The organism is Rhodococcus sp. NPDC060176 (assembly GCF_042728675.1).
GTDB lineage: Bacteria > Actinomycetota > Actinomycetes > Mycobacteriales > Mycobacteriaceae > Rhodococcus_F.
Genome location: NZ_JBHWYS010000003.1, coordinates 247,036 through 261,322 on the forward strand (window position 1 = coordinate 247,036; position 14,287 = coordinate 261,322).

The following is a 14,287-nucleotide window of genomic DNA, read 5'->3' on the forward strand; positions in this document are numbered from 1 at the left end:
GACACCGAAATCATGCGGGCATCAAATTCACGCACGGACAAAGGTGACCGTGGTGCCGGGTAGGAGCAAGGCTGGCGGGCGGCGCTCGGTGTCCCACACCGACAGTTCCGTGGTTCCGATCAACTGCCAGCCGCCTGGGGAACTACGCGGGTAGACGCCCGTGAACGGTCCGGCCAATCCGACTGCACCGGCCGGGACCTGCCTGCGCGGGTCCGATCGACGTGGAACCTCCAGCCTTGTCTCGCTGCTGGTCAGATACGCGAAGCCGGGGGCGAAACCGATGAACGCGACGGTCCAGGTCGCAGACGCGTGAGCGTCGATCACACCGTCGACCCCGAGTCCGGTCAGCTTGCCCACTTCTGCAAGGTCGGCGCCGTCGTAGCTGACCGGAATCTCGACGGCAGGTCCGCTCTCGTCGGCCGTCAGTTCGATCGGTACGGCACCGCGCACCCATTTCTCCACGAGTTGGTGCCCGGTGATCGTGTTGTCGTACTCGATCAAGATGGTTCGCGCCGCAGGAATCAAGTCGATCACCCCGGGGATCCGACTGGCGTCGAGGGCCCTGAAGTTGCCCAACACGTTCAGCAGTTCGTCATACTCGATGAGGACTGCGGATTCACCGGCGGGCAGGATCGTGATCATCTGAACGGCGTGATCTCGACGTCTGAGGATTCGAGGAGTGCACGGATCGCCGCGGCCATGTCGACGGCCGCCGGACTGTCACCGTGCACACACACCGAGGCTGCGGCGATTTCGAGGGTGCTCCCGTCGACTGCGTCGAATTCGCCGTCGACGATCATGCGGCGAACCCGTTCTGCAACCAGCGTCGGGTCGTGCAGCACCGCACCTGGTTCGGTTCGGGGGACCAGGGTGCCTTCTGCCGTGTACGCGCGATCGGCAAAAGCCTCGGCGACGATGTCGAGTCCGGCCTCGCGAGCCTCTTCCAGAAACACCGAACCCGGCAGTCCGAGAACTGGTAGCGAACTGTCGTAGGCGACGACAGCCGCGACCACGGCCCGTGCTTGCCGACGATGATGAACTATCGCGTTGTAGAGCGCGCCGTGGGGTTTGACGTACGTGACCCGCGATCCGGCGACACGAGCCAAACCGTCGAGCGCCCCTATTTGATAAATGACGTCGGCGGTCAGGTCCTTCGGAGAGACGTCGATGAAACGTCTGCCGAAACCGGCGAGGTCGCGGTACCCCACCTGCGCGCCGATCCGTACGCCGCGGGTGGCTGCGGATTCGCATGTCGCCAACAGTGTCGTCGGGTCGCCGGCGTGGAATCCACAGGCGATGTTCGCGCTTGTGACGAGTTCGAGCATCGCGTCGTCGTCGCCCAGGGTCCAGGCTCCGAAGCCCTCGCCGAGGTCGCTGTTCAGATCAACGCTGTAGCCCATACCTCGATTCTAGGTAGGTATGGGCTCTCGGTGTTCAGGCGTGCGCCGGAATCCGTCCGGCATTCTTGCGGCGTGCGGATCCGAAGAGTCGGCATATCAGGTAGATCACGAACGAGACCGAGGTGACGAAACTCGAGACGGGAACGCCGGGGGCCAGCGAGAGAAGGATGCCGCCGACGGCTGCCAGTTCGGCGAACACGACGGAGAGAATCGTGGCCTTGAGCGGGCTTGCCGTGACGTACGCGGCGGCCGCTGCGGGAGTGATCAGCAGCGACATCACCAGCAGAGCGCCGACGATCTGCACGCCGAGCGCGGCGGTGATACCGACCAACACTGCGAACACTATCGACAGTGCCCGAACCGGAACACCGCGAGCTGCAGCAACTTCGGGATCGGTGCTCGCGAAGAGCAAAGGGCGGTAGATGAATCCGAGTGTGCCGATCACGATGACCGCGCACAGCAGCAGAAGTTCGAGACCGCTGTTTCCCGGCGCCACGATCTGTCCGACCAACAACGAGAAGCTGGTGCCCGTGCGACCGTCGTACGCCCAGAGGAACAACACCGACAGGCCGAGGCCGAAAGCCATGATCACACCGATCACCGAATCCCGGTCCCGCGCTTTGGCTCCGAGTAGCCCGAACAGAACCGCGGCGACCACGGATCCGACGATGGCGCCGAAGCCGACGCCCACACCGACAAGAAGTGCGGCGGATGCACCGGTCAGTGACAGCTCACTCGTACCGTGCACCGAGAACGACATCTGGCGGCTCACGATCAGCGGCCCGATGATGCCCGCCAGCAATCCGAGGATGGCGCCGGCGATCAATGCCTGTTGGACAAAGTCGTACTGCAGTAGATCGACGGTGGCGGACACGTCGAACATCCGCGACATCGCGTCGGTGAACTTGTTACTCACTGGTGGTGATCCTCATCAGAATGGTGAACGCCTTCTCCCGGACGTAGACCGCCCGCGCTGCCGAGCGCGTCGATGGCATCTCCGGTGCCGATCACGACGAGGCGACCACGAACCTGCAGCACCTCGACGTCGGTGTTGTACAGATCCGAGAGAACCTCGGACGTCATCACTTCGGCCGGCGTCCCGATCCGGAATTTGCCGTCCACCAGATAGAGCACTCGATCCACCAACGGCAGGATCGGATTGATCTCGTGCGTCACGAACAGCACCGCCGTGTCATGGCTGCGTCGACGCTTGTCGATCAGCGTCGAGACCAGGTGCTGGTTGGCTAGGTCGAGGCTGAGCAGCGGCTCGTCGCACAGCAGAATCCGCGGGTCGCCGACCAAAGCCTGAGCGATACGCAGTCGCTGCTGCTCGCCGCCGGACATGGAGCCGATGGGAGCGTCGGCAAACGACTGGGCGCTGACCTGCGCGATGGCGTCGTCGACGATCTTGCGTCGACGGCCCCGGCGCAGTAGCCCCGTGCCCCACTGGTGACCGTCGACGCCGAGGCCGACCAGGTCGCGGCCGCGGAGCGGGAGGCCGTCGTCGATCGACTTCTGCTGCGGGATGTACCCGACATGTGAGTTCCCGGCCCGCGCCGGCGTGCCGACGATCTGAGCACTACCACCGCTGAGCTGCAGTTGACCCAGAAGAATCTTCAGGAGCGAGGTCTTGCCAGACCCGTTCGGTCCGAGTACGGCGATGAACTCACCTGGCTGTACCTCGAGGTCGAGTCCGTCCCAGAGGGTGCGGGCGCCGAAGGACAGTCGAGCATCCTTCAGCGTCACAGCGGGCACGGTGGTACCAGAAGGCTCGGTGTTACCAGAGGGCACGGAGTCACCAGAAGGCTCGGTGTTACCAGAGGGCACGGAGTCACCAGAAGGCACAGGAGTATTCGCGGAAGTTTCTGTCACAAGCCGATCGGTTCTTCTCGGAAATGGTGGGGCAAAAATTACTGGGCAGAGAGGGCGTTTGCGAGCGACTCCGCGGTCTGCGTCTGCCACTGAATGTAGTCCAGGCCCTCGGGGAGAGTCTCCGTAACCTCGACGACGGGCACTCCGGCGGTTTCGGCGGTGGTGCGCATGTCCTGGGTCACTTTGTCCTGCGTCTGGATGTTGTAGACCAGTGCGCGGGCCTGCTTCTCCGAGAGGAGCTGGCGCGTTGCGGCGATTGCGGCCGGTGAAGGATCGTTGCCGTCTTCGATGGCGCTGGTGAACTCTTCGGGAGTTGCGTCCTTCAGTTCAGCTGCGACCAGGAGGTAGTGCGCGATCGGTTCGGTCTGAGCCACGGGTGTGCCCGCGTGGGCAGCGGCGATGGAATCGGTGATGGCCGTGACGCCGGCGAGCTTCTGGCTGTATGCCTTCGCGTTGTCCTCGTAGGTCGCCGCATTGTCCGGATCGAGAGCGCTCAGCTGATCGGCAACCGAATGTGCGACGGCGTCGACGGTCGGGATGTCGAACCAGACGTGTTCGTTGACTGCGCCGTGGGTGTGACCGTCATGCGATTCGCCCGCGGTTTCGCCGGCATGGATGCCGCCGTCGAGCAGGTTGTAGGCGTTGACCGTCTTCTGCTCACCCTTGCCTGCGTCGAGGACGTCGGTGATGAACTGGTCGTAACCGCCGCCGTTGTAGACGACAAGCGATGCGTCGGTGATCTTGGCGGCGTCGGCGGGAGTCGCCTCGAACGAGTGCGGGTCTGCGGACGGCTCGTTGATGATCGACGTCACGGTCAGCTTGTCGCCTGCGACGGCCTGCGCGACGTCGCCCCACACGTTCGTCGATGCGACGACGGTGATGCCGTCGTCTTTCGAAGAGGTTGAGCTGCACGCGGTGAGCGCGAATGCTGCGGCGACCGAGACGGCCGCGAGGGCGGTGGCGGTGCGGAATTTCGACGACGAACGCACGTGCTTTTCTCCTGAACAAAGGCTGGGCTAAATGCTATTGGAAACCGTTACCGTTACACATTAGCGCATAGTCGCTGGTAGTTCACCTTCGGTTCAGCCCCAACGCGCCGTCTGCGGGCACTACGGCTAACGTCCGTTTATGCCCCGGTCCCGTCAGCCACGCCGTCAAGCCACTTTGGCGTCGCTTGCCGCCGAGCTCAATGTGTCGAGAACTACAGTCTCGAACGCGTACAACCGACCCGATCAGCTCTCCGTCGAGCTGCGGGATCGAGTGCTCCAAGCGGCCAAGCGACGTGGATACCCCGGACCTGATCCGGTCGCCCGCTCCTTGCGAACTCGCAAAGCCGGCGCCGTCGGTCTCCTGCTCACCGAAGCACTCAGTTATTCGTTCCGCGACCCGGCCGCCATGAGCTTCCTCGCCGGTCTCTCGGAATCGTGTGAGGACGCCGGCCAGGGCTTGCTGCTCATCCCGGCCGGGCCCGGGCGCGACGAGGTGGATGCTGCGGCCGTGGTCCAGCAGGCGGGCGTCGACGGCTTTGTCGTCTACTCGGTGGCCGACGACGACCCGTATCTTGCCGCCGTGCTCGAGCGTCACATTCCGATCGTGGTGTGCGACCAGCCGCGCGAGATTCCCGGTGCGTCCCTCGTAGGCATCGACGACCGCGCTGCCATGCGCAAGGTCGCCGACTACCTCATCGGTCTCGGCCACCGCGACATCGGCGTGCTCTGCATGAGGCTGGGGCGCGACCGGATGGACGGCGTCGTCAGTCAGGAACGACTCAAGTCCCCGCACTTCCACGTCCAGCGTGAGCGGATCGAAGGAGTGCGCGACGCGATGGTGGCGTCCGACATGGACCCACTCTCACTCACGGTGATCGAGCGCTACGTCCACACTTCGCAGTCCGGCCACTCGGCGGCGGCGGAAGCTCTCGCGACCAACCCCGAGATCACCGCACTGGTCTGCACCACCGACGTGCTGGCCCTCGGCGCCTTGGACTGGGCGCGCTGGCAGGGCATCGATGTACCTGGTCAACTGTCGATCACCGGATTCGACGGCGTCGACGAGGCGCTGCGTGAATCACTGACAACGGTGCGCCAGCCCCAGGAAGAGAAGGGCCGGCGCGCCGGTGCGCTCCTGATGTCGCCGTCGGGATCCGGCGTTCCGATAGTCGAGATGCTCGACACCGAACTACTGGCCGGGCGAACATCAGGTCGGATCAAGGGGTAGCGCTCACGCCAGGAGTTGGGCGCAGCGCAACAATCCCAGATGGCTGTACGCCTGGGGGTGGTTGCCCAGTGAGCGTTCCGCGATGGGGTCGTACTCCTCCGCGAGCAGTCCGGTGGGACCCGCTGCCGCGACCAACTGGTCGAACAGCGCCTCTGCTTGCAGGCGTTGCCCGATCAGTAGGTATGCCTCGACGAGCCAGGCTGCGCAGAGATGGAATCCACCTTCGATGCCGGGCAGGCCGTCGTCGTGGTGGTAGCGGTATACCGTTGAGCCGCTGCGTAGTTCGGCCTCTGTGGCTACGACGGTTGCGGCGAAGCGTGGATCCGTGGGATCGATCAGTCCCGACAGTCCGATGTGCAGAGTAGCGGCGTCGAGATCGGTACCGTCGTAGGCAGCGGTGTACGACTGGACGTCGTCCTTCCATCCCTTGTGGCGTACTTCGTCGGCGATCTGGTCACGTAGTTCCACCCACTCGGGCAGAGCCTCACGAGAAAAGCGGGCAGCAAGATCGACAGCGCGGTCGACGGTGACCCAACCCATCACCTTGGAATAGACGTGGTGGCGAGGGTTGTCGCGAATTTCCCAGATACCGTGGTCGGGTTCGAACCAGCGTCGCTGCACTGCTTCGACCATGGCGCACACCAGTTCCCAGTCGCGGTCGCTCAAAGGGTCAGCAGCACCGGCCTTTTCGCGTGCATTGGCCAGTTCGACGATCAGCTCGACGATCGGGCCGAACACGTCCAGTTGAACCTGCTGATTCGCGGCGTTTCCGATGCGGACCGGCCTGGACCCGGCGTACCCGGGCAGTGAGTCGATGACGGCTTCGGGCGGTAGTGAAGTCCCGTACAGCGTATAGAGGGGATGCAGGCGCTCGGGTCCCGGCAGCGTTTCGAGCACGCGGTGGACCCAGTCGAGGTAGTTCTCGGCCTCGTCGGTGGATCCGACGCTGACGAGAGCTGTTGCGGTGAGGGCGGCGTCGCGCAACCAGCAATAGCGGTAGTCCCAGTTGCGGACTCCGCCGATCTCTTCCGGTAGAGATGTCGTAGCGGCGGCCATGATGGAACCGGAATCGGCGTGAACCAGCCCGCGCAAGGTCAGCGCAGAGCGTTTCATCAAGTCCGGCTTCAGCTTCGGCAGTTCGAGCGTCTTGGCCCAATCGGACCAGTATGCCTCCGAAGTTGCTCGGCGTTCGATCTCCGGAATCTCGGAAGGGCCGATTTCTTCTGTTCCGCAGCGCAATTCGAGGACGACGTCGCCCTTGGACGGCTCGACGATGGCGTGCGCGGTCTGCTGGTTTCCGTCGGTGGCGATGTTCCACAGCACGCCGGGGGAGCGGAGCACGTAGGGCTCGTTGGTGCCGAGGACCCGAATGCCCTCGTCGACGACCTCGAGGGTGACCTGACCTTGGCCGAACTCGGGACGGGGTGCAAACGAGACGATCGCGTCGGCCTGGCCGGAAATGATGCGAGTCAGGTCGGTTCGTCCCTGCGGGACGTCGTGGGGGAGGTAGTCGGTGACGGACAGGCTCGCCCAGCGGGTCTGAACGGTCATCGTGCTGTCGATGTACTTCTGGCTCAGCGGCAAGGCTGTGCGGCGAGGGCCGACCGTGAAATGGCCCGCCCCGGTTCCGCCGAGAAGGTGTGCGAAGACTGCTGCGGAATCCGGTTCCGGGTGACACAACCAGGTCAGCGTCGCATCCGGGGTCACCAAAGCGACGGTCCGCGGACTGGCGAGCATCGAGAGCCGCTCGATGGGCGGAGCGTCGGCACCGGAAAGCCACGTACGACGCTCGTCGAGCAGGAACGCCAGAGCGGCAGCGACGTCCTCGGTGCTGTCGACGCGATAGTCGGCGACAGTGTCCCCGCTGCCGACCTTGATTCCGATGTCCGGCCCCTGAAGCCTGCTGAACGCCTTTTCGTCGGTCACGTCGTCCCCGATGAAGACGGCTGCGGTAGCGCCGTCCTGATGGCGAATCAAGTCGAGTGCGTGGCCCTTGTCGGTGGCGATGACGGCCAATTCGACCACCGATTTGCCCTCGGTGACCTGAACACCCGGCCAGAGCGCCGATTCGGTGCGAACGGCGATGAGTGCCTTCTCGGCGTCGTCGGCGCTGGTGTTGCGTACGTGCAGGGCGACGCTGGCGGGCTTCTTCTCCACCGTTGCCCCAGGGGTGTCGGCGGCGATTCGGCCCAGCTCGGTGACGATCTCGTCGAGCAGCTTCCTGGCGTCGGCGTCGATCGCGTGAACGAATCCGATATCGAACTCGGAGCCGTGGCTGCCGACCAACTGCACTTCGGCGGGAAGTCGGGACAGCGCAGCCAGATCCTTGAGGGCGCGACCGGAGATCACGGCAGCCGTCGTCGAAGCCAGGCTGGCGAGGGAGCGGAGCGCACGCACCGTTTCCGCACGGGGATACGCCTTGTCCGGGTTGGCGACGATGGGTGCCATCGTCCCGTCGTAGTCGGAGGCTACGAGCAGACGCGGGGTGCGTGCCACGCCCGACAGTGCTCGGCGGAGTTCGATGGACAGGTCTTGTGCGCTCACCTCTTCAAATCTAGGTGATGCAGCGACTCCTGGCTCGATACGTTTCCGGCCGATCAGTGCAAAAATGACAGATGCGACAAGGGACGTCTATTCGGGTTTCCGAGTTCCGTCACCGAGCAGCAGTTCAACCGTCAATTCCAGTCGATTGGCGACATCGGTAGCCGAAGAACGTCGCGTGAGCCATGCCACCAAATTGGACAGCCACACATCGGAGATCACGCGCGCGATCGCCAACTGCTCTTCGGTTGGCTCCTCTTCGGTCATCGCTCGTGCGAAGAGGCGGTCCATCAACTGGCCCACTTGATCGACCTCGGCCGCTGCGGAGGCGTCGGCGAACATGAACGCGCGAGTCATGGCTTCGGTCAGGAGTGGATCGCGCTGCATCGCGCGGGTGATGAGGCTGAGGATCAGCTGCATCCGCTCGAGGGGGCTGGTTCCGGGTGGGATCTTGCCCTTGGAATCGATCTTCTCGAATTCGCGTGCCAGAGCGGACACCAACAGGTGAACCTTGGACGGGAAGTAGCGATAGAGCGTTCCGACTGCGACGTCTGCGCGCTCGGCCACGGCGCGCATCTGGACAGCCTCGTAGCCACCCTTGGACGCCAAGGCGAGGGTTGCGTCGAGAATCCGCTTGCGGCGTTCGCGTTGCGCGTTGGAGCTGAGATCGTCGTCCCCGAGCGTTGCAGAAGCAACCGCGTTGGAGCGGGATCGGGATGTTGTGGTCATCGACAAATTCCTTCGCGCCTTGACTCTTGGCCAGGAGTCATATTAGAACACGTTCTAAACAATTGTGTCACTTATCGAGAGGCGGGAACCAGTTGTGACAATCGCCACGACCGATGAACAGCGAGCGGTCCAGGAATCGATAGAGGCCTGGGCTCGCTCGGCCACGCCGATGGACATGGTACGCCGTGGACCAGCAGTTTCGTGGCGGGAGAAATGGTCCGAGTTCGCGTCTCTCGGGATATTTTCGGTCGCCGTTCCCGAATCGGTAGGCGGAGCCGGGGCCGAAATCGTCGATCTCGCAGCAATGCTCGAACAGGCGGCAATCGAACTCGTGCCGGGTCCTGTTCTCACGACTGCACTCGCAGCTCTGGTGGTGGGGCGAAGTTCTTCGCCCGCTGCCAAGCGTTGGTCCGAAACGCTCGCCGACGGTGCGTTTCCGTGCGCCGTTGTATTGGACGAAAGTCCAGTTGTGGCAACGGCGAACGCGTCCGGTGGCATCGAGCTTCATGGCGAAGGAGGTTACGCCTGGGGTGGAGATTCGGGCGTATCGGTGCTCGTGTCGGCAGGCGTGAATTCCGAAGGTGGCGGCTCGCGTGTCGTCTGGGCTCTCGTCGACGGCGACAGCGAAGGCGTGACCTACGACGCCGTCGACACGATCGACAAGTCGCGACCACTGGCACGGGTCTCGTTCGCCCGAGTGACGGTTGACGCCGACCGAATCCTCGATGACATTGCGCCCGGATCGGTTTCCGATCTCGCGGCGGTACTGGGGGCCGCGGAAGCAGCCGGAATTGCGGCGTGGAGTCTGCGTACTGCGGTGGAGTACGCGAAGATTCGCGAACAATTCGGAAAGCCCATCGGTTCGTTCCAGGCGATCAAACACATCTGTGCCGAAATGCTTTGTCGCGTAGAGAATGCCGGAGCGGTCGCCTGGGACGCCGCGGTCGCTGCCGAGTCGGGCGACGAACTTCCGATCGCCGCAGCAGTGGCGGCCGCGGTGTCGCTGGACGCCGCAGTCGACACGGCAAAAGACTGCATTCAAGTGCTCGGCGGCATCGGATTCACCTGGGAGCACGAGGCGCACTTCTACCTTCGTCGAGCACTGTCGCTCAGGCAGATTCTGGGCGGATCGTCTCACTGGCGCGCACGCGTCGCGGAATTGACGATCGGCGGTGCACGGCGTCACCTTCAGATCGACTTGAGTGAGCTCAAATCCGACCGGTCCGAAATTCGCGAAGAGGTAGCGCAATTGGTCGCGCTGCCCGAATCCGAACAGCGCAACGCGTTGGCTGAATCGGGCTACCTCGCACCGCACTGGCCCAAGCCGTACGGCCGGGGCGCCAAGGCAGCGCAACAGATCCTGATCGAAGAAGAGTTGGCGGCCGTCGGTATCGGCCGCCCCGACCTGGTGATCGGGTGGTGGGCAGTGCCGACCATCCTCGAGCACGGCAGTGCGGAGCAGATCGAAAGATTCGCGACACCGACGCTCAAGGGCGAGATCACCTGGTGTCAACTCTTCAGCGAACCTGGTGCAGGTTCGGATCTTGCGGCACTGCGCACGACCGCGGAAAAGGTCGACGGCGGTTGGAAGCTGAACGGCCAGAAAGTCTGGACTTCGCTTGCGCGTGAAGCTGACTGGGCCATCTGCCTAGCCAGGACCGATCGCGATGTTCCCAAACACAAGGGCATCACGTACTTCCTTCTCGACATGAAGACCGCTGGGATTCGGATCTCGCCGCTGCGCGAGATCACCGGAGACGCCCTGTTCAACGAAGTCTTCCTTGACGACGTCTTTGTCCCGGACGAGTGCGTCGTCGGCCAACTCGGTGGAGGCTGGAAGCTGGCCCGCACGACCCTCGCCAACGAGCGGGTCGCGATGAGCGGTGGCTCTTCACTCGGCGGTGCGATGGAGGAATTGCTCGAGCTGGCCGGCGATCCCGATCCTGTGGTTGCAGACAAGCTCGGTGGGCTGATCGGAACCGCCATGGTGGGCTCACTGCTGGAATTGCGCACGACACTGCGGCAATTGGATGGTCAGGATCCGGGCCCGGCGTCGAGCGTCCGCAAGCTGGTGGGCGTGCGCCAGCGTCAGAATGTCGCAGAGTTCGCCATGGAATTGGGTGGCCCGGCCGGATGGGTGGAGGGTCCGCTCTCGCGTGAGTTCCTCAACACGCGATGCCTGTCGATTGCCGGCGGAACCACGCAGATTCTGTTGACCGTCGCCGCGGAGAGAATTCTGGGCTTGCCCCGTGATTAGACGGCGTGAGTAGAGGCCTTTAGAAATGTCCACGTTGGTGATACAACTAGAACACGTTCTACATCAGAGACAGGATTGCCAGCGTGGACTTCACTCCCGATGAAACCCAGGAAGCGGTAGCCGAGGTGGCTACCGCGCTCCTTGCCCGCGAACTGGAGCCGGACGCGCTCTGGGCGGCATTCGCCGAAGCCGACCTGCTCACGTTGGCCCTGCCCGAGCGTCTGGGCGGCGAGGGCCTCTCGGTCACCGACGTCGGCTCTCTTCTCGTCGAGGTCGGCCGGGCCGCCGCTCCCATTCCGGCTCTCGCAACTCTCGGCTTCGGTGTACTCCCCATAGTCGCTCTGGGGACCGATGCTCAACAGGACGAATTGCTCACCGGAGTCGGCGCCGGACGGGTGTTCACCGCGGCGCTCGGTGAGCCGGGTCAGCAGTTCCCGGCGCGCCCGTCGACCACCGCGCAGCAGTCAGGCGACTGGTATCGCGTCAGCGGGACGGTGCTTGCCGTGCCCTTCGCGGCGAGCGCACACAGAATTCTTGTGCCCACCGACGCCGGAGTCGTTCTTGTCGATCCAACTGCCGCCGGCGTCGCACTGACACCGACTCCCAGTGCGTCCGGCAGTCCGGAGTTCGCAGTCACCATGGACGAGGCAGTCGGTGAACTTCTCGGAGCGGGTCAGGAAGCCGTCCAGACGCTGTACCGGATCGCCACGGCGAGTATCGGAGCCGTCGCCGACGGTTTGGTTTCCGGCGCCGTCGATCTCACCGCCACACACGTCGGCTCGCGTGAGCAATTCGGCAAGCCGCTCGCCACGTTCCAGGCAGTCTCACAGCAGATAGCCGACGCCTACGTCACCTCCCGGACACTTCACGTCGCGGCGTTGTCGGCGTCCTGGCGCGTGTCGGAGGGCCTGGATGCCCAGTCGGACCTCGACGTCATGGCGTACTGGATCGCCCAGGAAGTTCCTGCCACGATGCAGGTGCTTCACCACTTGCACGGCGGTCTGGGCGTCGACGTCACCTATCCGCTTCATCGTTACTACTCGACGGCAAAAGACTTGGCGCGCCTGCTCGGCGGCGCTTCGCAGCGACTCGACCTCGTGGGGGCCCGGTGTTCATCGATCTGACCGACAGTCAGCGCGCATTGCAAGCTGAACTTCGACGCTACTTCTCGACGTTGATTTCGCCCGAAGAGGCCAAGATCATGCGTGTGGAGCGGCATGGCCCTACCTATCGCGAGGTCATCCGTCGTATGGGCAAGGACGGCTGGCTCGGCGTCGGCTGGCCGGTGGAGTACGGCGGACGTGGGTTCGGAGAAGTCGAGCAGCAGATTTTTGTCAACGAGGCTGTGCGGGCGGATGTCCCACTGCCTTCGGTCACTCTGCAGACCGTCGGTCCGACTCTGCAGAAGTACGGTAGCGAGGAGCAGAAGCAGAAATTCCTGCCTGCGATCCTGGCCGGTGAAGTGCACTTCGCGATCGGCTACACCGAACCGGAAGCGGGCACGGACCTTGCAGCACTGCGTACCTCGGCGGCACGCAATGGTGACGAGTACGTCGTCAACGGCCAGAAGATCTTCACGACCGGCGGGCACGACGCGGATTACGTGTGGCTCGCCGTGCGGACAGGGTCTGCCGATTCACGGCATCGCGGTATCTCCATCCTGATCATGGATACCAAGGATCCCGGCTACACCTGGACCCCGATCATCACCTGCGACGGTGCGCATCACGTCAACGCCACCTACTACGAGGACGTTCGCGTTCCGGCGAACATGCTTGTGGGTGAAGAGAATCAAGGTTGGCGCCTGATCACGACGCAGCTCAACCACGAGCGCGTCATGCTCGGCCCGGCAGGTCGTGTCGCAGGAATCTACGACCACGTCTTCGATTGGGCCAAGCGTGAAAATCTGCTTGATCACGTTGATGTACGGCGCGCACTCGGCGAAATTCATACGACGTACCGGCTCAACGAACTGCTCAACTGGCAAGTGGCGTCGAGTGATTCGGAGTCGGTGGATATCGCCGACGCTTCGGCAACCAAAGTGTTTGCGACCGAGCGCATCCAGCGGGTCGGTAGACTGGCAGAAGAGATCGTCGGGCGGTACGGAAATCCGATCGATCCCGAAACTGCTGATCTCATGGAATGGCTGGACATGCAGATCAAGCGCAACCTGGTGATCACCTTCGGCGGTGGAGTCAACGAGGTGATGCGCGAATTGATTGCGACCGCCGGCCTGAAGCTTCCCCGCGTTCCGAGATAGGAAACAAACCGTGTCAGATCCCATTCTCACTGCTGCCGAGCGGGTTCGAGAGGACGGGCCAAGCGCTCCTCGCGCCGGCCGGGACCCCGTGAACCTGCCGATGATCCGCAACTGGGTCGAGGCGATCGGAGACGAGAACCCGATCTACGTCGACGAATCGGCTGCCCGCGCCGCCGGACACGACGGCATAGTCGCGCCGCCGGCGATGGCGCAGGTATGGACGATGCGCGGTCTGGGCGCGATTCGAGAAGCTGACGATCCGTTGGGCCGGATGACGGACATACTCGACGAAGCCGGATTCACGTCGGTCGTCGCGACCAACTGCGATCAGATCTACCACCGCTATCTGAAGCCGGGTGAAGAAGTCACCATCTCGTCGGTGTTGGAAGATGTTGTGGGGCCGAAGAAGACAGGTCTCGGTGAAGGTTGGTTCTTCACTACCCGCAGCTACTGGCGGGTCGGCGAAGAACTGGTCTCGGAGATGATGTTCCGGATCTTGAAGTTCGCGCCGCCAACAAGTGAGAGCCCCTCCACTGACGTTCCGGCTGACCTGGACGCATCTCGGATGCTGCGTCCGACAGCATCTCTCGACACGCAGTTCTTCTGGGACGGTGTTGCCGCACACGAGTTGCGTATCCAACTGCGTGCGGACGGTTCGGTGCAGCACCCGCCGGTGCCCGCGATCTGGAAGGACAAGTCGGAGCAGACCGACTACGTGGTCGCGTCAGGTCGGGGAACGGTCTTCAGCTTTGTCGTTCACCACGCCCCCAAGGTTCCTGGTCGGTCGTTGCCGTTCGTCGTGGCCCTGGTCGAACTGCCCGAGGGTGTGCGGATGCTCGGCGAATTGCGCGGCATCGATCCGTCGAGTGTGTCGATCGGGATGGAGGTGGAGGCGGTCTACCTCGACTTCCCCGGAGACGACGAGACCGGGGGAACTCCCTGGACTCTGTACGCCTGGCAGCCGGTTTCTGTGTCTGGGGTTCCTGCGGTTTCTGCGGTGAAGGAGTGATG

At 63.6% G+C, this 14,287-nt stretch carries 12 protein-coding genes; 5 read left to right on the forward strand and 7 right to left on the reverse strand.

What is annotated here, in order from left to right:
* Positions 1 to 27: 27 nt before the first annotated feature.
* The 5 genes from pxpB to ACFWEM_RS16100 all read right to left on the reverse strand — a co-directional run bounded on the left by pxpB (position 28) and on the right by ACFWEM_RS16100 (position 4,261).
* A complete protein-coding gene (gene pxpB / locus ACFWEM_RS16080; RefSeq protein WP_378534992.1) occupies positions 28 to 642 on the reverse strand; it encodes a 5-oxoprolinase subunit PxpB in 615 nt (204 codons plus the stop codon).
* On the reverse strand, positions 639 to 1,400 hold the full coding sequence (locus ACFWEM_RS16085; protein WP_378534994.1) for a LamB/YcsF family protein: 762 nt from the start codon (positions 1,398 to 1,400) through the stop codon (positions 639 to 641). The genes pxpB and ACFWEM_RS16085 overlap by 4 nt, the downstream gene beginning before the upstream one ends.
* A gap of 34 nt (positions 1,401 to 1,434) precedes the next feature.
* A complete protein-coding gene (locus tag ACFWEM_RS16090; RefSeq protein ID WP_003945811.1) occupies positions 1,435 to 2,316 on the reverse strand; it encodes a metal ABC transporter permease in 882 nt (293 codons plus the stop codon).
* On the reverse strand, positions 2,313 to 3,155 hold the full coding sequence (locus tag ACFWEM_RS16095; RefSeq protein ID WP_020723636.1) for a metal ABC transporter ATP-binding protein: 843 nt from the start codon (positions 3,153 to 3,155) through the stop codon (positions 2,313 to 2,315). The genes ACFWEM_RS16090 and ACFWEM_RS16095 overlap by 4 nt, the downstream gene beginning before the upstream one ends.
* 155 nt (positions 3,156 to 3,310) lie before the next feature.
* A complete protein-coding gene (locus ACFWEM_RS16100) occupies positions 3,311 to 4,261 on the reverse strand; it encodes a metal ABC transporter solute-binding protein, Zn/Mn family (RefSeq protein ID WP_378534996.1) in 951 nt (316 codons plus the stop codon).
* Between the two features lie 139 nt (positions 4,262 to 4,400).
* Here ACFWEM_RS16100 and ACFWEM_RS16105 point away from each other — a divergent pair, with 139 nt between their 5' ends.
* Entirely contained in the window at positions 4,401 to 5,489 is a 1,089-nt protein-coding gene (locus ACFWEM_RS16105) for a LacI family DNA-binding transcriptional regulator (RefSeq protein WP_007733995.1), read from the forward strand.
* A 3-nt stretch (positions 5,490 to 5,492) separates the two neighbouring features.
* Here ACFWEM_RS16105 and otsB read toward each other — a convergent pair whose 3' ends face one another.
* Together otsB and kstR are read right to left on the reverse strand one after the other, a co-directional pair.
* Entirely contained in the window at positions 5,493 to 8,033 is a 2,541-nt protein-coding gene (gene otsB / locus ACFWEM_RS16110) for a trehalose-phosphatase (protein ID WP_378534998.1), read from the reverse strand.
* An 87-nt stretch (positions 8,034 to 8,120) separates the two neighbouring features.
* On the reverse strand, positions 8,121 to 8,759 hold the full coding sequence (gene kstR, locus ACFWEM_RS16115) for a cholesterol catabolism transcriptional regulator KstR (RefSeq protein WP_003945752.1): 639 nt from the start codon (positions 8,757 to 8,759) through the stop codon (positions 8,121 to 8,123).
* Between the two features lie 94 nt (positions 8,760 to 8,853).
* Between kstR and ACFWEM_RS16120 the strand changes: the two genes are divergently transcribed.
* The 4 genes from ACFWEM_RS16120 (at position 8,854) to ACFWEM_RS16135 (ending at position 14,285) form a co-directional block, all read left to right on the forward strand.
* Entirely contained in the window at positions 8,854 to 11,016 is a 2,163-nt protein-coding gene (locus tag ACFWEM_RS16120; RefSeq protein WP_378535000.1) for an acyl-CoA dehydrogenase, read from the forward strand.
* Between the two features lie 83 nt (positions 11,017 to 11,099).
* Complete coding sequence (locus tag ACFWEM_RS16125) at positions 11,100 to 12,140, forward strand: acyl-CoA dehydrogenase family protein (RefSeq protein WP_378535002.1); 1,041 nt, start codon at positions 11,100 to 11,102, stop codon at positions 12,138 to 12,140.
* Entirely contained in the window at positions 12,125 to 13,276 is a 1,152-nt protein-coding gene (locus tag ACFWEM_RS16130) for an acyl-CoA dehydrogenase family protein (protein WP_378535004.1), read from the forward strand. Before ACFWEM_RS16125 ends, ACFWEM_RS16130 begins: the two co-directional genes overlap by 16 nt.
* Before the next feature lie 10 nt (positions 13,277 to 13,286).
* On the forward strand, positions 13,287 to 14,285 hold the full coding sequence (locus ACFWEM_RS16135) for a bifunctional MaoC family dehydratase N-terminal/OB-fold nucleic acid binding domain-containing protein (RefSeq protein WP_378535006.1): 999 nt from the start codon (positions 13,287 to 13,289) through the stop codon (positions 14,283 to 14,285).
* The last annotated feature ends 2 nt before the right edge of the window (positions 14,286 to 14,287 follow it).

Excerpts from the sequence above, each read along its gene's own strand:
- pxpB (WP_378534992.1), bottom strand. The coding sequence starts at position 642 with ATGATCACGATCCTGCCCGCCGGTGAATCCGCAGTCCTCATCGAGTAT.
- ACFWEM_RS16085 (WP_378534994.1), bottom strand. The coding sequence starts at position 1,400 with ATGGGCTACAGCGTTGATCTGAACAGCGACCTCGGCGAGGGCTTCGGA.
- ACFWEM_RS16105 (WP_007733995.1), top strand. The coding sequence starts at position 4,401 with ATGCCCCGGTCCCGTCAGCCACGCCGTCAAGCCACTTTGGCGTCGCTT.
- kstR (WP_003945752.1), bottom strand. The coding sequence starts at position 8,759 with ATGACCACAACATCCCGATCCCGCTCCAACGCGGTTGCTTCTGCAACG.